This is a genomic window from Butyricicoccus sp. Marseille-Q5471 (genome assembly GCF_951230135.1).
GTDB lineage: Bacteria > Bacillota > Clostridia > Oscillospirales > Butyricicoccaceae > Agathobaculum.
The window spans coordinates 1-23,916 of record NZ_CATNVC010000011.1 but is presented as its reverse complement, the minus strand read 5'-3'; the positions used below and the strand labels follow the sequence as shown (position 1 = coordinate 23,916).

The 23,916-nt window shown below is 53.6% G+C and carries 26 protein-coding genes; 15 read left to right on the top strand and 11 right to left on the bottom strand.

Annotated elements, in window-relative coordinates:
• Positions 1-49 precede the first annotated feature (49 nt).
• The 8 genes from QOX26_RS11260 (at position 50) to QOX26_RS11225 (ending at position 9,625) form a co-directional block, all read left to right on the top strand.
• A complete protein-coding gene (locus tag QOX26_RS11260; RefSeq protein WP_283675076.1) occupies positions 50-1,267 on the top strand; it encodes an iron-containing alcohol dehydrogenase in 1,218 nt (405 codons plus the stop codon).
• 63 nt (positions 1,268-1,330) lie between these two features.
• The gene (locus tag QOX26_RS11255) at positions 1,331-1,948 is read left to right on the top strand and encodes an NUDIX hydrolase (protein ID WP_283675075.1); all 618 of its coding nucleotides are present in this window, start codon (positions 1,331-1,333) and stop codon (positions 1,946-1,948) included.
• Between the two features lie 195 nt (positions 1,949-2,143).
• Positions 2,144-3,643, top strand: a complete 1,500-nt coding sequence (locus tag QOX26_RS11250; protein WP_283675074.1) for a sensor domain-containing diguanylate cyclase — start codon at positions 2,144-2,146, stop codon at positions 3,641-3,643.
• 12 nt (positions 3,644-3,655) lie between these two features.
• The gene (locus QOX26_RS11245) at positions 3,656-4,360 is read left to right on the top strand and encodes an EAL domain-containing protein (RefSeq protein WP_283675116.1); all 705 of its coding nucleotides are present in this window, start codon (positions 3,656-3,658) and stop codon (positions 4,358-4,360) included.
• Positions 4,361-5,091: 731 nt separating this feature from the next.
• A complete protein-coding gene (locus QOX26_RS11240; protein WP_283675073.1) occupies positions 5,092-6,138 on the top strand; it encodes a LacI family DNA-binding transcriptional regulator in 1,047 nt (348 codons plus the stop codon).
• 361 nt (positions 6,139-6,499) lie between these two features.
• On the top strand, positions 6,500-7,480 hold the full coding sequence (locus tag QOX26_RS11235) for a sugar ABC transporter substrate-binding protein (RefSeq protein WP_283675072.1): 981 nt from the start codon (positions 6,500-6,502) through the stop codon (positions 7,478-7,480).
• A gap of 72 nt (positions 7,481-7,552) precedes the next feature.
• On the top strand, positions 7,553-8,677 hold the full coding sequence (locus tag QOX26_RS11230) for a Gfo/Idh/MocA family protein (RefSeq protein ID WP_283675071.1): 1,125 nt from the start codon (positions 7,553-7,555) through the stop codon (positions 8,675-8,677).
• A 12-nt stretch (positions 8,678-8,689) separates the two neighbouring features.
• Complete coding sequence (locus tag QOX26_RS11225; protein ID WP_283675070.1) at positions 8,690-9,625, top strand: sugar phosphate isomerase/epimerase family protein; 936 nt, start codon at positions 8,690-8,692, stop codon at positions 9,623-9,625.
• Between the two features lie 37 nt (positions 9,626-9,662).
• Here QOX26_RS11225 and bioA read toward each other — a convergent pair whose 3' ends face one another.
• The 10 genes from bioA to QOX26_RS11175 all read right to left on the bottom strand — a co-directional run bounded on the left by bioA (position 9,663) and on the right by QOX26_RS11175 (position 18,694).
• Positions 9,663-10,850, bottom strand: a complete 1,188-nt coding sequence (gene bioA / locus QOX26_RS11220) for an adenosylmethionine--8-amino-7-oxononanoate transaminase (RefSeq protein WP_283675069.1) — start codon at positions 10,848-10,850, stop codon at positions 9,663-9,665.
• A 14-nt stretch (positions 10,851-10,864) separates the two neighbouring features.
• Positions 10,865-11,548: a dethiobiotin synthase gene (gene bioD, locus QOX26_RS11215; RefSeq protein WP_283675068.1), complete on the bottom strand. Its 684-nt coding sequence runs from the start codon at positions 11,546-11,548 to the stop codon at positions 10,865-10,867.
• Entirely contained in the window at positions 11,541-12,512 is a 972-nt protein-coding gene (bioB, locus tag QOX26_RS11210; RefSeq protein ID WP_283675067.1) for a biotin synthase BioB, read from the bottom strand. The genes bioD and bioB overlap by 8 nt, the downstream gene beginning before the upstream one ends.
• A gap of 4 nt (positions 12,513-12,516) precedes the next feature.
• Positions 12,517-13,062: a biotin transporter BioY gene (locus QOX26_RS11205; protein ID WP_283675066.1), complete on the bottom strand. Its 546-nt coding sequence runs from the start codon at positions 13,060-13,062 to the stop codon at positions 12,517-12,519.
• 128 nt (positions 13,063-13,190) lie between these two features.
• On the bottom strand, positions 13,191-14,165 hold the full coding sequence (locus QOX26_RS11200) for a siderophore ABC transporter substrate-binding protein (RefSeq protein WP_283675065.1): 975 nt from the start codon (positions 14,163-14,165) through the stop codon (positions 13,191-13,193).
• A 53-nt stretch (positions 14,166-14,218) separates the two neighbouring features.
• The gene (locus QOX26_RS11195) at positions 14,219-14,971 is read right to left on the bottom strand and encodes an iron ABC transporter ATP-binding protein (protein WP_283675064.1); all 753 of its coding nucleotides are present in this window, start codon (positions 14,969-14,971) and stop codon (positions 14,219-14,221) included.
• A gap of 3 nt (positions 14,972-14,974) precedes the next feature.
• On the bottom strand, positions 14,975-15,952 hold the full coding sequence (locus tag QOX26_RS11190; RefSeq protein ID WP_283675063.1) for an iron chelate uptake ABC transporter family permease subunit: 978 nt from the start codon (positions 15,950-15,952) through the stop codon (positions 14,975-14,977).
• The gene (locus QOX26_RS11185) at positions 15,949-16,986 is read right to left on the bottom strand and encodes an ABC transporter permease (protein WP_283675062.1); all 1,038 of its coding nucleotides are present in this window, start codon (positions 16,984-16,986) and stop codon (positions 15,949-15,951) included. The genes QOX26_RS11190 and QOX26_RS11185 overlap by 4 nt, the downstream gene beginning before the upstream one ends.
• A gap of 265 nt (positions 16,987-17,251) precedes the next feature.
• Entirely contained in the window at positions 17,252-18,043 is a 792-nt protein-coding gene (locus QOX26_RS11180; protein WP_283675061.1) for a hypothetical protein, read from the bottom strand.
• Between the two features lie 78 nt (positions 18,044-18,121).
• Positions 18,122-18,694 (bottom strand): 50S ribosomal protein L25, encoded by a 573-nt coding sequence (locus QOX26_RS11175; RefSeq protein WP_283675060.1) that lies wholly within the window; start codon positions 18,692-18,694, stop codon positions 18,122-18,124.
• 393 nt (positions 18,695-19,087) lie between these two features.
• Between QOX26_RS11175 and QOX26_RS11170 the strand changes: the two genes are divergently transcribed.
• From QOX26_RS11170 to QOX26_RS11140, 7 genes are all read left to right on the top strand, one after another.
• Positions 19,088-19,579, top strand: coding sequence for a GNAT family N-acetyltransferase (locus QOX26_RS11170; RefSeq protein WP_283675059.1), 492 nt, complete (start codon positions 19,088-19,090; stop codon positions 19,577-19,579).
• A 70-nt stretch (positions 19,580-19,649) separates the two neighbouring features.
• Positions 19,650-20,063 (top strand): Fur family transcriptional regulator, encoded by a 414-nt coding sequence (locus tag QOX26_RS11165; protein WP_283675058.1) that lies wholly within the window; start codon positions 19,650-19,652, stop codon positions 20,061-20,063.
• A gap of 17 nt (positions 20,064-20,080) precedes the next feature.
• Positions 20,081-20,392 (top strand): hypothetical protein, encoded by a 312-nt coding sequence (locus QOX26_RS11160; RefSeq protein WP_283675057.1) that lies wholly within the window; start codon positions 20,081-20,083, stop codon positions 20,390-20,392.
• Positions 20,393-20,489: 97 nt separating this feature from the next.
• Entirely contained in the window at positions 20,490-21,452 is a 963-nt protein-coding gene (locus QOX26_RS11155; protein ID WP_283675056.1) for a metal ABC transporter substrate-binding protein, read from the top strand.
• Position 21,453: 1 nt separating this feature from the next.
• Positions 21,454-22,164, top strand: coding sequence for a metal ABC transporter ATP-binding protein (locus tag QOX26_RS11150; protein WP_283675055.1), 711 nt, complete (start codon positions 21,454-21,456; stop codon positions 22,162-22,164).
• Positions 22,157-22,987, top strand: coding sequence for a metal ABC transporter permease (locus QOX26_RS11145; protein ID WP_283675054.1), 831 nt, complete (start codon positions 22,157-22,159; stop codon positions 22,985-22,987). The genes QOX26_RS11150 and QOX26_RS11145 overlap by 8 nt, the downstream gene beginning before the upstream one ends.
• Positions 22,984-23,475, top strand: coding sequence for a TIGR03943 family putative permease subunit (locus QOX26_RS11140; RefSeq protein ID WP_283675053.1), 492 nt, complete (start codon positions 22,984-22,986; stop codon positions 23,473-23,475). Before QOX26_RS11145 ends, QOX26_RS11140 begins: the two co-directional genes overlap by 4 nt.
• A gap of 151 nt (positions 23,476-23,626) precedes the next feature.
• On the opposite strand, the gene QOX26_RS11135 is transcribed toward QOX26_RS11140, so the two are convergent.
• A partial coding sequence (locus QOX26_RS11135) for an ABC transporter permease subunit (RefSeq protein ID WP_442870226.1) occupies positions 23,627-23,916 on the bottom strand: 290 nt, incomplete at its 5' end.

Here is a 23,916-nt window from a genome sequence, read left to right as displayed (position 1 = left end):
CATCGTGTTATGCACACAAATCAAATAATCAAAAATTTGGAGGTCGATTATGGCAAGGTTCACTTTACCGAGAGATTTGTACCATGGCAAGGGTTCTCTGGAAGCGCTGAAGACCTTTGAGGGCAAGCGCGCAATGGTTTGCGTTGGCGGCGGCAGCATGAAAAAATTCGGTTTTCTCGACAGAGCCGTTTCCTACCTGAAGGAAGCAGGGATGGAAGTCGAACTGTTCGAGGGCATTGAGCCGGACCCGTCGGTTGAGACCGTCATGAAGGGCGCGGAAGCCATGCAGAAATTCCAGCCTGACTGGATTGTTGCCATGGGCGGCGGCTCTCCGATTGACGCGGCGAAGGCTATGTGGATTAAATATGAGTACCCGGACGTGACCTTTGAGGATATGTGCAAGGTGTTTGGCCTGCCGAAGCTGCGCAAGAAGGCACATTTCTGCGCGATCTCCTCGACCTCCGGCACGGCGACCGAGGTCACGGCATTCTCTATCATCACCGATTATTCCAAGGGCATCAAATACCCGATTGCGGATTTTGAAATCACCCCGGATGTCGCGATTGTCGATCCCGATCTTGCCGAAACTATGCCGCAGAAGTTGGTGGCGCACACCGGCATGGACGCGATGACTCATGCAATTGAGGCGTATGTTTCCACTGCGAACTCCGATTTCACCGATCCGCTTTCGATTTTTGCCATCAAGATGGTGCAGAGCGATCTGGTGGATTCCTATAACGGCGATATGGCCAAGCGCGACAGCATGCATAACGCCCAGTGTCTTGCGGGCATGGCGTTCTCTAACGCACTGCTGGGCATTGTCCATTCGATGGCACATAAGACCGGCGCGGTTTTTGCCGATCACGGCGCGCATATCATCCACGGTGCAGCCAATGCGATGTACCTGCCCAAGGTCATTGCGTTTAATGCGAAGGATGATACCGCAAAGAAGCGCTATGGTGTGATTGCGGATTACATGGGACTCGGCGGCAAGGATGATGACGAAAAGGTACAGTTGCTCATCGACTATCTGCGCAAGATGAATGATGAGCTGAACATTCCGCACTGCATCAAGCATTACGGCCCGGACAGCTATCCTGCCGAGAACGGCTTTGTTCCCGAAGAAGTGTTCCTCGAACGCCTGCCGGAGATTGCGAAGAATGCCATCGCTGACGCGTGCACGGGTTCAAATCCCCGTCAACCCAGCCAGGAGGAGATGGAAAAGCTGCTCAAGTGCTGCTACTACGATACCGAAGTCGATTTTTAATTATCAAACTACAAGGCTGCCGCTTGATTGTAAGCGGCAGCCTTCTGTCAATTTGGAGGAAGTATGGAATTACGGGACAAAAACGGGCGCACCGAAGCGGAATTTTTGACACAATACCGGCCGCGGGACTACAAAAGGCCCTCAGTCACAGCGGATATTGCGGTTTTCCGCAGTATGCCAGAGGGTGAGGAATTGCTGCTGATTCGGCGCGGCGGGCATCCGTATCTCGGCAAATGGGCGTTGCCCGGCGGCTTTTCGGAAGAATCGGAGTCGGTGGAGCAGACCGCCATGCGTGAACTGGAGGAAGAAACGCATCTGACCGGACTGCCGATTGAGCCGGTGGGACTGTTCAGCACGCCCGGACGCGATCCGCGCATGTGGGTCATGTCAGAAGGGTATGTTGCAAGAATCACAGATCAGCAGGCTATCCCAGTCGCGGGTGACGACGCTGCAGACGCTGCATGGTTTCGCGTCCGCGCGCAGCAGACAGGGGAAACCCTTACACTGGATTTTACCGGTACGGCAGAGACGTTCAGCGCGGTACTGTATCGGAAGACTGTTCTGGGAATTGTGGGCGTGCGTACGGAATATATGCTGCAGGACAGCGGCGGCCTTGCTTTTGACCATGCGCGCATCATTGCATACGCCATGCAGAAGATTGGGCTGCTTTCCTCCGTGTAAAGAAAAACCGCACGGAAAATGCGCTCACTCATCAGAAAATGCAGCACATCGCGGTGCTTGGAGAACATTGCAATATTCGGACGAACGTGGTAGAATTATCATGCTATATGGCGCTTTTCAGACAGCGTGTTCGCCAAAGAATGGAGCAATACTTTGAAAAATCGATGGGGAAAACGGTTCATAACGATTGCCTTGATGATTTGCATCCCTGTGGCTATCGTGTTGGCCGGCGCGTATTATTTTCTCGTGCAGACAACGAACGATATTAACATGCAGGATCAGCAGTATTTAAGTGAAATTGCAATGCAGAATGCAAAAATCATTCAAAATACGGTGCAGATGCAGCTGGATAAAATTGAAGCGGTCGCCAATATTATCGGTCAAGAGGAAAAACTGGATACCAATCGTATGATTACGGTTCTGCAATCGGAGCAAACCCGTTCGGCCTTTAAGCGGATGGGGTATGCAGCGCTCGATGGCAACGCAATTACAACAGATGCAGAGCAATTCAGCATCGCGGATCGTGACTATTTTAAAAAAGCGTTGTCAGGTCTCAGCAGCGTGTCGGATCGACTGGTGGATAAGGTAGACAACGGCTTTATCAATGTGTATGCCGTGCCGCTGTACCATCAGGGACAGGTGGCCGGCGTCGTTTTTGCAACCAATGAGACCGATCTATTTACCGACCTGCTGAACACCGCCACCTTTGGTGGCGAGGGATTTTCTTATATCGTCACCAAAGAGGGTGAACCGATTGTCTTCACAGAGCACAAAAACGGCCTTTATGAATTTTCCAACCTGTTCGATGAGATTTATGGCGACAAAATGGGAGAAGAAAAGGTGCAGGCCATCAAAAAGAATATGGAGCAAAACAAAAACGGCGTTATTGAGTACAGCCGGGGAGACGTGCAAAGAGTGGGCGCTTACTGTAGAGTTGGCGTGAACGACTGGTACGTGCTCTCCGTTGTTCCCACTGCTGTGATTTCCCAAAACACTAACCGGCTGATTGCGCGCAACACAAAAATCGTGCTGTTTACTTCGACTGCATTCATGCTGCTGCTGGTTACTGTGGTCATACAAAACCGCAAAACCAAACGGCATCTGGAGCACGTGGCGTATTTTGATGAATTGACCGGATTTCCGAATTACAATGCATTTCGGGAGCGGGTACAGCGGGTTTTGATAGAAAACCCGCACAAACAATTCCTTTTCACCAAGATGGATGTGCAGAATTTTAAACTGGTCAATGATCGCCTTGGCTTTGACATGGGGGACCGCGTGCTGAAAAACATGGCGCAGGCGCTGTCAGAGGTTGCGAGCGAGCCGAATGAACTGTTTGCACGTATTATGGTGGATGAGTTTATCATAATGTTCAACAACAGGGGCAAAGCGGAAATGGATCATATTCGCAATCGGTTTCGACAGCGTTTCACCGAGCTGATGGGCCCTTCCTTTCAGTATTTCGTCAAATTCCCGACCGGACGATATGTGACGGACACGGGCGAAGACTCGATCGCCGAAATTTTTGAAAAAGTGAATTATGCCCACCGGCAGGCGAAGCTGATGACCGAGCAGACGGGCGTGACCGAGTTCTATTTTGATGATGCTGACAAGAAAAAAGCAGTGCGGGAAACCGAAATTGAAGATAAAATGGCGGCGGCACTGGAAAACCGGGAATTCAAGGTCTATTTGTAGCCAAAGTATGCGCTGGCAAGCGAGACGGTTGTGGGGGCGGAGGCGCTCGTCCGCTGGGAGGCGTCAAACGCAAGCCTGATTTATCCGGGTGAGTTTATTCCTCTGTTTGAACACAATGGCTTCATCACAAAGCTGGATTTCTATATGTTCGAGCAGGTGTGCCAACTCATCAGAGGATGGATGGATTGCGGACAGACAATCGTCACCGTATCGGTGAATTTTTCCAGAAGGCATCTGGCAAATGCCCACTTCATCGACGAACTGGTGGAAATTGCAAAACGATACGGCGTTCCGGCGCACAATATCGAGCTTGAACTGACAGAAAGCATCATCTTTGAGAATGAAGACCTTTTGGAAACGGTGCTGAATAAAATCCATGCGGCCGGCTTTACGCTGTCGATGGATGATTTCGGAACTGGCTATTCCTCACTGGGACTGCTCAAAAATCTGCCGGTAGATGTGATTAAAATCGACAGGAGCTTCTTTACCGATCACTCGGACAGCGCCAGAGCAAACGCAGTGATTGAAAGCATTATGCTGATGGCGAAAAAGCTGCATATTGTGACCGTGGCAGAGGGGATTGAGAGCCGGGAGCATATTGATTTGCTGCGGGCAGCGGGATGTGACATCGTGCAGGGGTATTACTACGCAAAACCGATGCCGGTGGAGCAGTTTGCGGCGCTGATGCAGCAGCAAACGGAGCATGTGCCCTCTTGACTCGGGGGCGAGTATTGCATCCTCGTTAAACAACCCGAAAAAGCACCCCTGTGTTGAGACACAGGGGTGCTTTATGTATTGAGGGGGAATTAGATATCATTTGCGTTGCTATCCAGAACTTCATCGGTTTTCAACCAATGATCGTCCTGCAGCTTCAAAGTGCATAGATGGTTGACACCGGCTGCATCTTGTGTTATGACATAAATCAGGTCTCTTCCTTTGTGCACGAAGTACCGGACGCTGACATGACCCGAGTCCAAATCCAACAGCGCATCTGCTTGTTCTTGAATGCGCTGAAATTCTTCGGATAAATCCTCATCCTGCGGAGAAAACGAATCAAATTCAGAGGAATTAAGTCCTAACGTAGCCGCAACACTGGAAACGGCATCAGAAAACGTCGTTTGCAGATTGGAAGCGGAAAATTGCTGCAGAGAAACGACAAAGACGCCGATGGACAGTGCAACAAATGCAATCCACAGATAAAGAAGCCCTTTATTAACTTTAAATATAGCCAGTCACCTCATTGAAAGGAAGATTCCTTATGAATCGACATGAAAGCGGCCGAACCACAAAGAAAAATCCAATAATTAACAAATATAATATAATATATATTTCTTTGAAATACAAGTGCCCGTTCAAAGTTGGAAGGTTTTAGTACTTACTTTGCAGAGGAACGGTGCGGAAAAGCATATCGCACAGTACGGACGATAACGGCATGAGAGGATAGCAGGATGAAGACAACCATTCGCAAAATAGCGCAGCTGGCCGGCGTATCGCGTGGCACGGTGGACAAGGTGGTGCATGGGCGTACGGGCGTCAGCGATGAGGTGCGCGCGGCGGTGCAGCAACTGATTGATGAGCTTGGATATGAACTGCCCAAGCGGCAGAAGGAAACCGGTGCGCTCGAGCAGGTTCAGATTGCGGTCATTATTCCGCGGCTGAGCAACCCGTTTTTTGAAATCGTCAAGCGCGGCATGGACAGCGCCTTAGTGCACTTCCACGATCGCAATGTGCAGGTCGAGTATTTCTTCTGTGACGGTGTGAACGTCAATGAAGTGCTTTCCATACTCGATTATATCGAGGAGCATGGCGTGGACGGCATTGTGCTGCGCGGCGGACAAAGCGGGCGGCTGTGCGACCGACTGAACCGTTTTGCAGACAAAAACATTCCTGTTGTGCTGTATGATTCGGATATGCCGGGCTGTCGGCGGCTGTGCATGGTGGGGGAGGACAGCCGCGCTTCGGGGCGTGTTGCCGCTTCGCTTCTGGCAAAGAGCATCGGCGGGCAGGGGGATGTGGCAATCATCGGCGGCCTGCCGGATATGCTGGCGCACCGTGCGCGGCTGCATGGCTTTGAGCAGGCGATACGTGAACGGTATCCGAGCATCCGCATCGTGGAGACGATCAATTCGCGTGACCAGAGCGTCATTGCCTATGAAAAGACCGGCATGCTGGTGCAGCAGTATCCCAATCTGCGCGGCATTTTCAGCGTAGTCGGCTGCACCGGGGACATCGGGCAGGCGCTGATTGACCGTCAGGCCAAGAACGTTAAAATCGTGTGCTATAATTTTACGGACGATGTGGTCGCGTTGGTCAAGCGCGGTATTGTGGATTTCACCATCGGACTGACCCCCTATCGGCAGGGCAGTGTGGCACTGCATACGCTGCTCAAATATCTGCTGGATGGGGAGAAACCGGCCGCTCCCTTTCTGGAGATGCCCATCCTGATCGGCATTGATGAGAATATTGAAGTGCTCTCAGCCAATCAAAGCCTGTAAGGAAAAGCGCTGCATACGGCAGCGCTTTTTTGTTGCATTAAGAGCGTGCCTTTTACGTGTCATTTTCTGTTCTTCGGTCAAAATGCGTCAAGAACAAGGGTGAGTGGAACGTGCCTATTTTAGGCACGTAAGGGAAACCCGGGATTTTCGAGAAAGGATACGGAGGATTCGGGCGATTTGCACAGCGAAACGTCCGATTCCCTGCGAAAGCTGACAAAATCCAACTCTATGGACTTTGCGAATTGAAGTGCAGACAGCCGTCGGCCTATAATAAGGACAACAAAAGGGCGGCCCGATAACCAGAACACAACAGTGTGCAGTGATGATCAGCGCGCACACGATGTAAAGAGAGGTATATGGAATGAAAAAGAGATTTTTGGCAATGCTGCTGGCCGGCGCAATGGTGCTCGGTTTGACAGCGTGCGGCGGCGAACAGTCCGCTTCCGGCACACAGACAGAAGGAACAGCCGCGGCAGACGGACAGCATACGATCACGGTTATTCTCAAGACACTCAATTCGGAATATTGGAATGCAGTAGCGGCAGGCATTCGTCAGGCTGAGTCCGATCTTGGCTGCAAGGTGCTGCTGCAGGGCCCGCCGAGCGAAAGCTCCTACGATGAGCAACTCAACATGATTGAAACCACCCTTGCAAGCAGTGAGTCCGAAGCGTTGGTGCTTGCACCGCTGCAGCCGGATTCGGCGGCAAATGCGGTGAAGGACGCGCAGATTCCGATTCTCTCGGTCGATACAACGTTTACTTCGGAAAAGCTGCTCAGCTATATCGGCGTTTCCAATGAGGACGCAGCGGCAGCGGGCGGCAAATACATCGCCGAACAGCTTGGCGGCAAGGGAAATGTTGTGATTCTGGCGGGGGTACAGGGCGATACCACCTCGGAGGATCGCATTAAGGGCTGGACGCGCGGACTGGAAGAGGGCGGCTGCACCGTGCTCGACCTGCAATACACGGATGCGGTTGCGGATAAGGCCGTTACGAGCATTGAAGGCCTGATGCAGCAGTACCCCGATCAGATTGACGCGGTTGTCTGCCACTCGGACGACGTGGCAATGGGTGCAGCCAACGCGGTTGCTTCGTCCGGACTGGCCGATCGCATCAAGGTGTGCGGATTTGGCGGCATCTCGGGCGCGCAGCCTGTCAAGGACGGCAAGCTGACGGCAACGGTCGACATCGGCCCCTACACCATGGGTTATAACTGTGTGGCACGCGCAATTGACGCAGTCGAAGGCAAGTCGATTGAAGCGTTCTATCCGTCGGAAGCGAGCGTCATTGACGCTTCCAATGTCGATGATTTCCTCGTCAAGCTGGCAGAGTGGACGAAGTAATACAACCGAGCTGCCCCGCATTTCAGGGGCAGCTTCTTTTAACCGCATACAGATCAAAAGGAGCAAAGCAACATGAAAAAAATCAAAATCGGCCTGATTGGCGCAGGTTTTATGGGGCGAACCCATGCAAACGCCTATAAATCCATCAATAACATCTTCGGTGACGAGGTCGTACCGGAATTGGTCGCGGTCGCAGACGTGAACGAAGCGAACGCCAAATCGCTCGCCGAAAAGTACGGCTTTCAGCGTTGGACGACCGATTGGATGGAGGTTGTATTCGACCCCGAAATCGACATGGTGGACATCACCACCCCCAATGCATCGCACTGCCCGATCGCGGTCGAAGCTGCAAAGCACGGCAAGCACGTCTACTGTGAAAAGCCGCTCTCCATGACCGCGCAAGAAGCGGTCGACGCGACGAAGGCCGTGGAGGATGCGGGCATCATCACCTCGGTGGGCTTTAACTATGTGCGCAATCCCATTCAGCAGTATGTTAAGGAACTTGTTGCATCGGGCGAGCTTGGCGAGGTCGTCAATTTCCGCGGTATGTACGATCAGGACTATTATAATGAACCCGATCAGAAGCACGAGTGGCGCATGTTCAAATCCGCCTCGGCCTCGGGCGCACTGGGCGATTTGGCGAGCCATACGCTGTCCCTTTCACAATATATCATCGGCGACATTGCGGAGGTCTGCGGCATGACGAAAATCATTGTGCCGGCGCGTCCCGACCCGAAGGATTCCTCCAAAATGCTGCCGGTTGAAAACGACGACGTGGTGCAGTTCATGTTCAACTTTGCAAACGGCGCATGCGGTACGATTTTCTCCAATCGTCTGGCCGCAGGACGCAAAATGTCGCTCGGCTACGAGATTCAGATGACAAACGGCTGCATTGTGTACAATCAGGAGCGCCAGAACGAGGTGCAGATTTACCGCCATGACGACGATAAGCGCGAACGCGGCTTCAAAACCGTGCTGATTGCGCCCGGCCACGGCGAGTATGACAAGTTTTACGGCGGCGCGGGCATCTGCCTTGGCTATGCAGACCAGAAGACGATTGAAGCCTATCATACGCTCAAGTGCGTGGCGGAGCACAAGCCGTGCGAAATCGACTTCCGCTTCGGCACTAAGGTGATGCAGGTCATCGACGCGGTGCTCGAGTCTGCTGAGACCCGTCAGTGGGTCACGGTTAAGTAAGGAGGGCGCGACATGAAAATCGGTCTGGTATCGGATTGTCTGGCGGGGCAGTCTTTTGAAGAGCTGCTGAAAACCTGCAAGGAGCTGGGCATTGAACAGGTTGAGCTTGGCGTGGGGAACTGGTCATCAGCGCCGCACGTCGATTTGGACGGCCTGCTTGAGAGCGAGGCAAAACGCGATGAGATGAAGGGCATGCTTGCGGAGTACAGCATTTCAATTTCGGCGTTTAACTGCTCGGGCAACCCCCTCGCCCCTGGCGATTGGGGCAGGCGCGAGGATGAAATCACGCGCAAATGCTTCCGTCTTTCCGCGCTGTTCGGACTGAGCACTGTGGTGATGATGTCCGGCCTGCCCGCAGGTGGTCCGGATGACAAGTATCCCAACTGGGTTACCACCTCGTGGCCGCCCGAGACGCAGGAAATCCTGAATTACCAGTGGAATCAGGTCGCGATTCCGTACTGGAAGGAACTTGTTAAGGTTGCAAATGCGAGCGGCGTGAGGCGGCTTGCGCTCGAACCGCACGGCTGTCAGCTGGTGCATGATGTGGAGAATTTCCTGCGTCTGCGCGATGCCTGCGGCGGGGATCAGACAATCGGCTTCAATCTTGATCCCTCGCATCTGTTTTGGATGGGCGCAGATCCGATTGCGGTTGCCCGCGCACTCGGAGACAGTATCTACCACGTACATATTAAAGATGTGCGCATCGAACGACCCGCCGCGGTCAACACCCTGCTCGACGGCAAGGGCGTGTTGGACTTCGCCAAGCGCTCGTGGAATTTCGCGATTCCGGGCTACGGACATGACGAACGCTGGTGGCGGGAATTCCTTGTTACACTCAAAATGATGGGATATGACGGCGTGCTTTCCATCGAGCATGAGGATTATACGATGGACACTGTGACCGCCCTGCGCAAAACGGCAGCCCTGCTGCACGCAAACCGCGTTTAACCAAAGGAAAAAGCCGCAGCGTTTGCTGCGGCTTTGCTTATTGCCTGAACCAGTCTTTCATCGTGCGGAGCACCTGTATGAGTTCATCTTCGCGGATGATATACGGCACCATAGCGTACATATAATTCAAAAACGGCCGGCTGAACACGCCGCGCCGATACGCAAACTGCTGAAAACCGTGGAGCGTCTGCGCATCGTGCACTTCAATGCACACACAGCCGCCCAGAATGCGAACTTCCTTGACGCGCGGGTCGGAGAAGTCTGCCATTTCCCGTTGGGTCACCGCCGTGATGCGCTGAATTTTCGTCAAATAGCGTTCCGATTCAAACAGCTCAATGGATGCGAGCGCCACGCTGCACGCCAGTGCATTGCCCATAAAGGTGGGGCCGTGCATCAGCGCATGGGAAGGATCGTCGCTGTAAAAGCCGTCAAACACTTTTCGGTTGGCCACGGTGACCGCGTGACCGATGTAGCCGCCGGTCAGCGCTTTGCCGAGGACGAGAATATCCGGGCAGACCAAATCTGCCACAAAACGGTGTCCTGTGCGCCCAAAGCCGGTCGCAACCTCGTCGAAAACGAGCAGCACATCGTACTGGTCGCACAGTGCGCGGGCGCGTTCCAGAAAGGGCAGCTCATACATCCGCATGCCGCCCGCACCCTGCAGCAGCGGTTCAACGATGAAGCAGCTCAGTTGTTCTCCGTACATGCGAAAGGCGGTTTCAAGTGCGGGAATCTCGGTTGGAATGTGAATGACACCCTGCTTTTCTCCAAACGCAAAGTGATAATCGTCATCATCCCCGACTTCCATGGTCTTGAAGGTATCGCCGTGGTACGCGTGCTCCAGCGCAAGGACGGTTTTGCGACGACTGCCGCGGTTAACCTGAAACTGGAGCGCCATTTTGAGCGCAACCTCGACCGCGACGCTGCCGGAATCGGAAAAGAAGCAATAATTTAGGTCGCCCGGCAGCCAGCTCTCCAGTTTGTCGGACAGCTTTTCAACTGCCTCGTGCGTCAGTCCGCCGAGCATGACGTGGGAAAAATGCGCAAGCTGTGTGCGCACGGCTTCGTCCAGCACCGGATGGCGATAGCCATGAATCACGCTCCACCAAGAGGAGACTGAATCAATCAGGCGGGTGTCCTCTGTATAAAGGTACACGCCGTTGGCATCGGTGATTTTGATGGGAGGGGGCATGGTTTTCATCTGTGCGTAAGGGTACCAAATCATGTTGTCAGTCCTTCCTATTCATAGAGTTCGGTCAGCGTCTGCGTGTCTATCGCGAGCGTTGTGTCGCCCGGTTTGACACAGGCAAGGACGGGCAAACCCGTCAGACGTTGGCACATGCGCAGATTGTCCTGCTCAAGCACACTTTCGGGGTGGAAACGATTGAAAATCATACCTTTTACCGGAAGCTTTCGTGCGAGCATATATTCCGCTGTCAGTACAACGGAGTTAATCGTGCCCAGTCCCGCATCCGCGACGAGCAGGCAGGGCAGGTTTAGTGCACGTATCACGTCCTCAAGCAAAATCTGCTTGTCATCAAAGCGGAGCGGACACAGAATGCCGCCGCTGCCCTCTACGGTCACATAATTATAGCGTTGGCTGACCTCGGCAAAACGCTCCTTAACGACATGCAGTTCGATTGGATTGCCTTCTATCTGGGCTGCAAGGTGCGGCGAATACGCGTTTTCGTATACATACGGACACATTTCCCGCACCGGCTGCTCGATTCCGGAGACAGTTTTGACCCAAAGCGCGTCTCCGGGCAGCAGATTGCCGTCCGCATCGCGCGCGTTGCCGCTCATCGCAGCCTTGAAGTACGCCGCACGCTGTCCGCTGTCCCGCAGTGCCTTGAGAAGCAGTCCGGTGACATAGGTCTTGCCGATATCGGTTTCCGTGCCGACGATAAAAAGGCCCTTACTCATTCCAAAGACCCGCTTCAAACCCCAGCCGGTGCAGCATATTCAAATCGGTTTGCATCGAGATGCCGGCGGTGGTCAGCATGTCGCCGGAGATGGCTGCGTTCGAGCCGGCGCGAAAACACCCCTCGCCCTGATCGGGCATCAACCCGCGGCCGCCCGCGAGGCGAATCGAGGTGTTTGGCAGCAGAAAGCGGTACACTGCGATGATGCGCCGCTTTTCTTCCTCTGTCAGCAGCGGATTTTGTGCATACGGCGTGCCGGAGATAGGGCTGAGGAAATTGACCGGAATTGATTTGATGCTGAGCGCGCGCAGAGTCAGCGCCAAATCGATGCGATCCTCAACCGTTTCGCCCAGTCCCATAATACCGCCGCTGCATACGCTGAGTCCGGCCTGTCTGGCGGCCTGCAGAGCGGCGATTTTCTCGTCAAAGGTGTGCGTGGTGCATACGCTCGGAAAGAAGCGGCGGGAGGATTCCAGATTGCAGTGCGCCCGGCTCGCGCCTGCGGCGCGGATTTTGCGAAACTGTGCTTCGTCCAGCAGTCCAAAGGATACGCAGACCTCAATATCAACGTTTTCCTTAATGGCGCGGATGCTTTCGCACACGCGGTCGACCTCGGCATCACTCAGCCGTCTGCCGGAGGTCACGATGGAATACCGCAGCACGCCCTGTTCCGCGTTGCTTTTGGCCTGTCGCACGATTTCATCGGTGTCCATCAGCGCGTATTCTTCAATTTTGGTCTGATAATGCATCGACTGTGCACAAAATTTGCAGTCCTCCGAGCAGCGGCCGGATTTGCCGTTGACGATGGTGCAAATATCGAACGTTTCACCGCAGAAATGCTGTCGGATTTCGTCCGCGGCCGCGCATAATTCTTCAAGCGGCGCTTGGTACAGGGAAAGCGCCTCGTCCTGTTGCAGCTGTTTGCCGTCAAGCACGGCTTGCTTGCATTGTTCGGTGATATTCATTTGGTCAGGTCCTTCCTTTGTTCAAAATCGGCAGCAAGCGCTTGCCCAGAAACGCCGCCAGAAAGCAGAGCAAAATGTCACCGGGCACAGCAAGCAGGAAGCAGTATAGAAACAGCGTCCACAAACCGATGCCCGTACCGAGATAAAAGGTAGCAATCGCCCAGTAATACACCATGCCAAACGCGTAAACGATCGCAAGGCCGGCAAAGCACGCCAGCAGCAGCCGCTTGATAGAGGGGGATTCGGTGCGTCCCGCAATATGCCCGGTTGCGAATGCCCCGGCACAAAAGCCAATCAAATAACCGAAGGTCGGCTGGAAAACGTAGGACAGCCCGCCGCCCTCGGCAAAAATCGGCACGCCGAGCAGGCCAAGCACCACATAGCATGCGACACTCACCGCGCCGAGCTTGCCGCCCAGAAGCAGTCCCGCAAGGGTGGTAAACAGGAATTGCAGAGTAAATGGAACGTAGGGAATCGGAATGCGAAGAAAAGCGCCGGCTGCAATCAGAGCGGTAAACAGCGCCACGCGGGTCAGGTCTTTGATTTTCATGAATGTAAACCTCTGTATAAATTATGGTTTACAATAAGGATAGCGTGATTTGGATGGATTGTCAAGCATGGCCAAAAGAAAAAAGAGCACCTTCCACGTCCGCAGACGGTGAAAGATGCTCTTTTCGGTTACTGCTTGAGCAGTTCGCTCTCCAAATCAGAGAGCATGATGTCCAGTGCGGTGACGCCGCCCTCGGCGGTGTACCACACGGCAGGGTGTGCGAGGTAGACAATGTTGCCGTTCTGATACGCGATTGTGCTCATAACCAGTTCGTTTTCCACAATCTCCTTGGCAAGCTGTGCGCCGTCCGTGCCGATGGCGGCATCCCGATCCAGAACAAACAGATAGTCCGGAGACAACTTGGTAATCAGTTCAAACGAGCTTTCGTTGCCGTGGGTCGAGGTGGTGTCGGCATTGCCCAGATTGTCAAAGCCGAGCTCCACGCCGATGATGGAGCAGCGGCCGTCGTTGCCGAGCACGTTGAAGCTGCCGCTCGTTGCCATGCCGACAATGGCGGTTTTGCCCTCGGCAAACGAGGCAAGCGCATCGATGCGGGATGCAAATTCAGCCATGCGATTGTCGACTTGGCTTTCCAGACCGAAGATGGACGCAATGGTCGAGGCGTTTTTACGCACGCTTTCGACCACGCCGATTTCGCTGTCCGTTGCCAGATAGACCACCGGTGCGATTTCGCTGAGCGCGTCATAGGATTCGCTCAGACGGCCGCCGATGAAGATGACATCGGGTTCGCAGGCCATCACCGCTTCCAAGTTTGCCTCTTTAATGGTGCCCAGATTGGAAATGCCATCATCCGTCACATAGGACTGCAGGTAATCAAGCGAGGTGCTGGCCGAGCCGACCACGCGGTCGCCCAGACCAAGGCTGTCCAGAATATCGAGCGAAGCCATGTCCAGAATTGCGATGCGCTCCGGGTTGTAGGGCACTTCCAGCTCGACGCTTTCGCGACTGCCGTTGAGTGTGGAAATGGTCACGGTTTCCGGCGCGGCGCTATCTGCGGCGTCGCCCTGCGCGGCGGAGCTGCCGCAGGCTGCAAGGCTCAGCGCCATTACGGCGGTTAGCGTAAGAGAAATCAGTTTTTTCATGGTGTTAAAACTCCTTTTTAATAAAAGTACTGAAAAATGGTGGGTGAAACGACTCAATAGTAAATGGACAGAGGCCGACCCTCGATTTCCATGATTTCAAAATCCACATTGTAAATGCGGGACAGCGTCTCTTTGGTCATCACCTCCTTAACCGTGCCGAATTTTGCGACCTGTCCGTCCTTGAAGGCACAGATATAATCGGAGTAGAAGGCCGCGTAGTTGATTTCGTGCAGCACCAGAATGATGGTTTTACCGAGCTCGTCGCAGAGCCGCCGGACGATTTTCATCATGTTGGTGGCATGATAAATGTCCAGATTGTTGGTCGGCTCGTCGAGCAGGATATAGTCCGTGTCCTGCGCAATGACCATGGCGATATAGGCGCGCTGTCGCTGACCGCCCGAAAGCTCGTCAATAAAGCGATCCTCGAAGGATTCGAGTTCCATGTAGGCGATGGCGCGGTCGATAATCTCCCAATCCTCGGCCGTGACATGGCTGCCCGAATACGGAAAACGCCCGAAGGTGACCAGCTCCCGCACGGTGAGCTTCATCTGGATGTTGTTGTGCTGGGTCAGGATGGCAAGTCGTTTGGACAGCTCCTTGCTTTTCCAGTGGGCGATGTCCGTTCCGTCGAAGTCGACATGGCCGCCGTCCCGCGCAATCAGGCGGGACAGCATGCCCATCACGGTTGATTTGCCCGCGCCGTTCGGGCCAATCATCGAAATGACCGCGCCCTTGGGAATTTCAAAGCTGACCGCATCCACCACGGTTTTGCTGCCGTATTGCTTGGTGAGTTGCCGGATTTTCATAATTTATGCCCTCCTGTTGGTCAAAAGCAGATAGAGAAAGTACAGTCCGCCGCCCACGGTGATGAACACGCTGATGGGAATGGCATATGCGAACACATGCTCGACAATCAGCTGTCCTCCGACCAGCACCAACATGCCGAACAGAGCAGAGCCTAAGATTAGCTGACTGTGGCGATAGGTTTTGAGCAGTTGGCGGGCGAGATTCGCGATAATCAGCCCCAGAAACGAAACCGGGCCGACCATTGCAGTGGCCACGGCGATGCACAGGGTCACGCCAAGCAGCAGCCGGCGCACGCAGCGATCGTAATCCACACCCAGATTGATGGCCTGATCCTTACCCAATGTGAGCACATCAAGCAGTGCGAGCTCCTTGCGCAGCACGAAAATCAGCAGCGCCAGCAACAGTAGGGAGAGCAGAATGACCTCGGAGTTGATGTTGCTGAAGCTTGCCACCAGCGTGCTGAGCAGGGTGTCGTACTCGTTGGGATCCATGATGCGGGTCATTGCGGTTTGGATACTGGAGAAAAACGAGGTAAGCACCGTGCCGATGAGCAGCACGTAGAGAATGTTGTGGTTGGTTTTTCGGAAGAGGTAGCTGTAAATCACTGTCGCCACAACGCCCATAATCAGCAAATCGACCGCGAACGACAGGTTGACGTTGGCCGCCAGTGCACTGCCCGAACCCACGCAGAACACCACCGCGGTGTGAATGAGGGTGTAAAGCGAGTTCATGCCGAGCAGGCAAGGGGTGACGATGGTGTTGTTGATGATGGACTGAAATACAATAGATGCGCCGCCGATCGCAAACGCGGTGATGAGCATGGCAATCAGCTTGGGTGCACGGATGCGCAAGGCGTATTGCAGCAGCTTTGGGTTGTCAAACTGAACGGATACCAGCATGTAAGCTACGGCGGCGAGCAGCACGAGCACCGCCAAAACGGTCAGTTTTTTGAGATTTGCCTTATAAGCGGCCGAGGTCACAATGCATCACCTCCGTTTATTTCAGGCACGGGTGAACAGCCGCAGCCGTGTGCTTTGAGCCGGATGGCTTTTCGTCCGTTACGCAGACGGTAAAACAGCAGACCGACGAACAGAATGCTGCCCAGAATGCCGACAATAAGCTCGATGGGAAGCTCATAGGGAGCGATGACCGCGCGGCCAATCATATCGCAGACGAGCACAAAGAGTGCGCCGAACAGCGCGGTATCGGCGAGCGTGCCGCGGATTTTGTCACCCTTGAACATCGCAACGACGTTGGGGACAATCAGGCCGATATAGGAGATGGAGCCGACGACAACCACGATACTCGCCGTGATGAGCGCCGCAATCGTCAGTCCCAGAAACAGCACAAGGTTGTACGGGACGCCCAGATTTTTGGAAAAATCCTTGCCCATGCCGACGATGTTGAAGTGATTTGCGAACAAAAATGCCAAAATGACGAGTGGCAGTACCAGATAGACCAGCTCATAGCGTCCGCGCAGCACGAGCGAAAAGTGCCCGACGAGCCACGAGGACAGTGCCTGCGTCATTTCGTACTTAAAGGCAAGAAAGTTGGTGATGCCGCCAATGACATTGCCAAACATGATGCCCACCAAAGGCACCATAATCATGTCCTTAAACTGGATGCGCTGAATAAACCAAACGAAAAGCCAAGTGCCAAGCACAGCGGCAACAAAGGCGAAGAGTGCCCGTCCCCAGAGAGTAGAGCCCGGCAGGAAGAGCAGAGCGAGCAAAATGCCGAACTGCGCCGAGGAGATGGTCGCGCCCGTCGTCGGTGACACAAATTTGTTCATGCAAAGCTGCTGCATAATCAGGCCGGCCACGCTCATGCCGACGCCGGTGCACAAAATGGCAAGCAGCCGCGGCAGGCGGGAAATCAGCAGAATCTCAAGCTGCTCCAAATCGCCCGACAGCAGTGTGGACAGGTTCAAATCAATTACGCCCACGAACAGGGACACAATGGATAAAATCACAAGGCTGCACGCAAGCACCGCAGTGAGCGTTCGTTGTTTCATGGTGTAGTCCTCCTTGAAAAATTTTCGTTAGCTACAACTAACCGATGCGGAAAAGAAATACCCGCTGAAAACGGGTAGTGTAAGATGTGGTTAGCGGTGACTAACGAAACCTTTGCAAGTATAGCATATGGATTTGGGAAATGCAAGATTTAATTTGATGGCAGGAAAAAGGGAGGCGACAACTGCATTTTAGCAGTAAAACGTGAAAAAACCGCCGGAAACGGCGTGTTTCCGGCGGCTTGAGAGAAAAATGGGTTTGGCGATGTTATGCTTCGAGCGCCTCGGGTTTGAGGTACGGCAGGCGGTTGATTTTGCAGAAGTATTGATAGAGCGCCTGTGCCGTTTCCTGCTGCTGCGGATCTGTTACGGCGCGTGTTATGTCGAACAGAATCTGCCGCATGGTCTGATTGGAAAAATACTTGACCTCTGCGCTGCCCCATCTGCGCTGTTGATTGGGCTCGGCAAAATAATCCCAAAACTGCAGCGTTTCGTCGGGGCTCAGCGCAATGCGATGATGGTTGTGGCTTTCGATGACACCGTCCGCACAGGATTCTCCGAAGAAATCCTCCCGCACCATGAATGCGCCGAGGATGCGGCGGTCGTCCTCATGGTGGTTGGAGCATGCGGTGATAAGGCAGGCGGAGTTTGGCTTCATACGGTGCGGAATCTTGGGCTCGCCCTTCGAACATCCGCTGAGATAGCGGCCGGTTTGCACACGCCATTCGGAAAATACGTCCTGCGGTGTATTCGTCACGCAGCCAAAGGCCGCCTGCGAGGTGGGAGAAATCTTAAAATGGCTGAGCCTGCGTATCCGCTCCTGTTCCTTCTGCGCGGCCTGCCGTTCGGCTTCTTCGCGCTGCTGTTCCTGTATCAGCAAATCATCCATGTGCGTCTGTACGCGTTCATCGTTCAGTGTCAAAAACTGAGAGAATGCGTCCGGGTACAAAAAACGTTTTTCCGTTTCGGAAAACGCGGCGACGATGGTATTGCCGGACACCTCTTTGATGATGCCTTTACCGTATTTTTGATGGGTAACGGATTTACCTTCCAATTGCATGATTCAGAGTTCCTTTCTTCCGTCAAACGGCATCACGCGGATGCGCCGAACGCCGCTTTGTGCGATGGGTCAAGACTGCTATTGTTCACGTGCCTCGCCGTCAGCGGGCGCGCGTTTCACGTCGGCGATGCTCAGCACCAGTGTATCTGCGTCAATCAGCAGTTCAAGGCGCGGATTGTTTGCGATTTCCAAGTCGCGCACCATCAGGCTGCTGCCAACGGCAAGCTCAGTCAAATCAATTGTGATGGTGTCTACAAGATCAGCCGGATATGCGGCATAGGGAATCTCAAATAAGACCTGACTGACAAAACCGCCGATTTTTTCTTGGTTTACAAGCACAATATGCGCGGTGCCGTTGACCTTGGCGTCAGCCTCCAATACCTGAAAACCAATGTGCTGCACCTCGTTTTTCAGCGTATCACGCGCAATCTCCTTGATAATCACGGGGATGACCTTGTCATTCAGCGTCAGTTCAACCCGGCTGCCTACGTCCTTGCCGCGCAGCAGCTTGCTGACCGTGTTTTGATCGAGCTGAACCGAAAGCGATGCCGGAAGCGAAGCACCGTAGACCGAGCAGGGCACAATGCCCATCCTCCTCAGCTGCTTTGCTTTTGCCTGGGGATCTCGTTTCACTGCAATCACCGTACTCATTTGACTGAACCTCCTGTAATATAAAAATTTATAACGGCCGTGTTTTTGCACAGCAGCCGAAGTATGGCGGGAATACTGTAAAAAAAAGAAGGACTTTTCATACAACGCTTTAAAGCGCATACCAAAAGCCCTTCTTGATAAGACGGTTCTTTCCTATTGAATTAACAGTATTATATCACAAAAGGAAAATATAAGCAAGGGCAAAAACAATGTTTTAAAATGCCATAAAATTCATTAAAAATACATTTTTCGATTCGCATTTGACATTATGGGGCTTTCGTGATACACTTTCCGAAAATTAAATGATAAAGAACCGTCGATGCGGATGCATAGAAGGGCTTTAAATATTTCTACTGAGAGGTAAGCGATATGGAAAAGGCCGCTTCTATTTTTTTGCGCGCTGATATCAAACCGAACGATGGATACAACCTGATCCGTTGGGTAAAAAACGAGAATGTAACACGGTACTTAAACGAAAGCAGCCATGTGGCGGGGGAAATCGAATCACTTTTAGAGGGTGCGCCGCCGCATCTGCTCACGTACTATTTTAATCAATACGGTCAGTTTTATCTGGTTTGCGATGAGCAGAATCGGTCAATTGGCTTTGTCAAGCTGCGCTGCCAGACAGGAAAATGCTATGAGATTGTGTTTGCAATCGGAGAAGAGTGCCTGTGGGGGCAGGGGATGGGAAAACGTGCGCTGCGGCGTGCGCTGCACATCGTTTTCTTTGAAAAAAGAGCGGAGATGGCGATTGCGAAGGTTTATCACAAAAACGCTCGGTCCATTCATACGGTCAGCAGCTGCGGTATGCGAAGAACCAAGGCCAATGATGTGCTTGCGGAATATGCAATTTCGATGGAGGAGTACCTGCGCCGCCGCGCATAAGGCTTGACAAACGCGGAAATTTGCGTTAAATTGAAAACGGTTATCAAATTGGGAGGGGAGCTGGACGGAGATGGTTCGCGCATCGTATCAAACAAAACAGAAAAAAGCAATTTTAGACTTTTTGCAGCAAAACAAAGGCGCACATATTACGATTCAGCAGATATCCGCTCATTTGCAGCAGGAAAATACAGCAGTGAGCATGCCCACCATCTACCGCTATATGGACGCACTGGTGCGCGAAGGCGCGGTGAAAAAGTACGTTTTAGACGGAAACGCCGCCGCGTGCTTTCAGTATGAAGACGAGACGGACATGCCTGATTCGTCCTTTCACTTTCGCTGCGGACAGTGCGGTAAGCTGCTCCATTTTCAAAGCAGGGAGCTGCAGCAGCTGGACAGTCAGCTGAAAAAGAGTGCGTCAGTCAAAATTGATCTGGAACAGACGGTGTTTTACGGACTTTGCGGCGCATGTGAGCATTCCAAATAACAGAAAGGAGAACCCGCGTGAACAAGCTGCGCAACCTGCAAAACAAAAGATTTCTGGCTATCGTGTTGTGCGTTTGCTTTGTCGCGGTCTTTCTGTTTTCCACGGCCTATGAAATAAATGAGGCCGATCATATCTGCACCGGGCATGACTGCCCCATCTGTGCGCACATGCAGCAAATGGAGCAGCTCCGCCAGCAACTGTCAACGGCTGTGGTAACTGCCGGCTGTCTGACGGTGCTGCTGCGCTGGCTGCTTGCTCCAATCCTTCAGCGTGCGGCAGAGCACGCACGGCGTTCCCCGGTGACGCTGCGGGTCAAACTAAATAATTAAAACCTCCGAAAGGGACTGTGAACAATCCGCCTAGGACTGTTGTCGACAGCCCCGTATTCCTATGCTTAGAAACGCAAACAAAACGGAGGTTTTTATTTTGAAACGAACTTTATCTATGCTGTTGGCATCGCTGCTGACGGCGGGGCTGTTGTCGGGCTGCGGCACGGCGGGCACACAAAGCACAGCGGACGCCGCGGACAAACTCAGCATTGTGACCACGATCTTTCCCCAGTATGATTTTACGCGTCAGATTGTCGGCGACCATGCCGAGGTGACAATGCTGCTCAAGCCCGGCGCGGAAAGTCACTCCTTCGATCCAACGCCGCAGGACATCAAGAAAATTCAGAATGCCGATCTGTTTATCTATACCGGCGGTGAAAACGATGTTTGGGTGGACGGTATCCTGTCGTCCATGGGAGAATCACAGCCGGAGACGCTGAAACTGCTTGACTGCGTGCCCACCGTCACGGAAGAACTGGTTGAAGGCATGGAGCAGGCGCATGAGGAAGACGAAGCGCATGAAGAAGAGGAAGAGGTCGACGAACACGTGTGGACTTCTCCACAGAACGCCATGCGGATTGTGGATAAAATTGCGGCGGTGCTGTCTGAAAAGGATGCGGCAAACGCGGCCGACTATCAGGCGAACAGCGCGGCCTATGTAGAAAAGCTGCGAGGTCTGGACGAGAGCTTCCGTGATGTGGTCACATCCGGCGCGAGAAAGACCGTGCTCTTCGGCGATCGGTTTCCCTTCCGCTATCTGGCGGATGCCTACGGACTGAAGTATTATGCGGCCTTTTCCGGCTGCTCTACGGAAAGTGAGGCGGACGCCGCTACTGTGGCGTTTCTGGTTGATGAAGTGAAGAAAGACCAACTGCCCGTTGTGTTCACGATTGAGTTTTCAAACGGCAGAATCGCGGACTCCATCGCTGACGCGACTGGGGCGAAAAAGCTGATTCTGCACTCCTGCCACAATGTATCCGCCGAAGATATGGCTGATGGTGCGACGTATCTGTCCCTGATGGAGCAGAATGTGGAAAACCTCAGGGAGGCGCTGAACTGATATGGCGCTACTGGCCTGTGAGAACACCGGTTTTGCCTATGACGGCAAAGCGGTTGCAAAAAACCTGAATTTTTCCGTGGAAAGCGGGGATTACCTGTGTATCGTTGGTGAAAACGGCGCAGGAAAAAGCACGCTCATGAAAGGACTGCTGCACCTGAAAGCGCCCGCAAGCGGCGTTATCCGCATGGGCGAGGGACTGCGTGCGGATGAGATTGGGTATCTGCCGCAGCAGACCGCTGCACAAAAGGATTTTCCGGCAGATGTATATGAGGTGGTGCTGTCCGGATGTCTGAATCGCCTGAAAGGTCGACCCTTTTACGGCAAGGCCGAAAAAAAGCTGGCAGATGAAAAACTGGAGCAGCTTGGAATCACTCCGCTGAAACGGCAGTGCTATCGGGAATTGTCCGGCGGACAGCAGCAGCGGGTGCTGTTGGCGCGTGCGCTGTGCGCAACCGGAAAGCTGCTGCTGCTCGACGAGCCGGCAGCGGGACTTGACCCGATTGTCACCGGAGAACTGTATGAACTGATCGCAAAGGTCAACCGCGAGCTGGGGCTGACGGTCATCATGGTGTCGCACGATATCCAGAGCGTGCTGCAATATGCGAACAAAATCCTGCATCTGGACACCGAACAGCTGTTTTTCGGCACCGTGCAGCAGTATCGTGACAGCGCCGCGGGCGCGCGCTTTGCGGGAGGTGGCACGTATGCTTAACATCTGGCAGGAGATGCTGTCCTATCCCTTTATGGTGCGCGCACTGATTGTCGGCGTACTGGTTGCGCTCTGTGCCTCGCTTCTGGGTGTGAGCATGGTTCTCAAGCGGTATTCGATGATTGGCGACGGGTTGTCCCATGTCGGTTTCGGCGCGCTTGCAATCGCAACAGCACTGCATCTGGCGCCGCTTGCCGTTTCGCTGCCCATAGTTGTGCTGGCCGCTTTTTTGCTGCTGCGCATCAAGGAAAGCAGCAAAATCAAGGGCGATGCCGCCATTGCACTCATCTCCACCGGCTCGCTGGCCATCGGTGTGATGGTCATTTCGATGAGCACGGGAATGAATACCGATGTGTGCAACTATCTGTTCGGCTCGATTCTTGGCGTCAAGCAGAACGAAGTGCTGCTGACCATTGTGCTGTCGGTTCTGGTGCTGGTGCTGTTTATACTGTTTTACAACCGCATTTTTGCCGTCACCTTTGATGAAACCTTCGCCAAAGCGACCGGAACACGAGCCGATTTCTATAATATGCTCATTGCGCTCTTGACGGCGTTCACCATTGTGCTCGGCATGAGAACAATGGGCGCGTTGCTGATTTCGAGCTTGATTATTTTCCCGGCACTGACCTCAATGCGGGTGTTCAAGCGCTTCAAAACGGTCGTCATCAGCTCGGCGCTGATTTCGCTTCTCTGCTTTTTGGCGGGGCTTATGCTGTCCTACGTTTATGCAACCCCGACCGGCGCGAGTGTAGCGCTGCTGAACATGGCGTGCTTCGTGCTGTTTTCGGTGGTCGGTTGGTGCAAAGGCAGGGGGTGGCGTGCATGAAACGTCTGAAGCTGCTGGCCGCCGTGCTGACGCTGGGCGTGCTCACTGCCGCCTGCGGCGGCGCGGGCGACAGCCTGCCGGAGCAAACCGGGCACATGGTGGAAGTCGTCGAGCCTGATACCACAGAAACAGACACGCTTGTCATTGGAGAAAAGCTGTTTTTGACCCAAATCAATGAGATTTTCAACAACTTTGACAGTTATTGGGATACCACAATCGAAGTGGAGGGCATGTATACCCTGTTTTACGATAAGGACGGGGTGCAGAACACGCCGGCCGTGTACCGCAAAGGCCCAGGCTGCTGCGGAAACGACGGCTGGGGCGGATTTCTGCTGCAATATGACGGCGAATACCCGGAGGACAATGCATGGATTCGGGTGACAGGAACACCGGAGCTGGTCATAGACGGCTACGACCGTATGCTGTATCTGCATGCCACTGACATTGAGGTGCTCGAGGAGCGCGGCGCGGAATTTGTCACGCAATAGGTGTCATTTTGCGCAGATATAAACGAAAGTGGATAAATAATTGCAAAAAAGCGTCGGCTTCTGTGTGGAGTCGGCGCTTTTCAATGCAATAAACAAGGACTGCCGTCGGCAAACGCCTGCGGCAGTCCTTAAGAAGAGAGTGGATATGGTCTTATTTAGCAGCCAGTCTGCGGGCCTTTGCTTCCATACGTTCACGGGTTACGTCGATGAACACCGCGACGATGATAACGAGGCCGAGCACGATATTCTGAATCGAGGACGGAGCAGACAGCAGCGTAAAGCCGTTGCGCAGCACCGAGATGATCAGCGCGCCAACCATCGTGCCCCACATCGTGCCCTTGCCGCCCATGAAGGACGCGCCGCCGATGATGCAGGCTGCGATTGCGTCGGTATCAAACGGCTGTACTGCGTTTGCACCGTTGGTGATGCCCGAACGGCCGA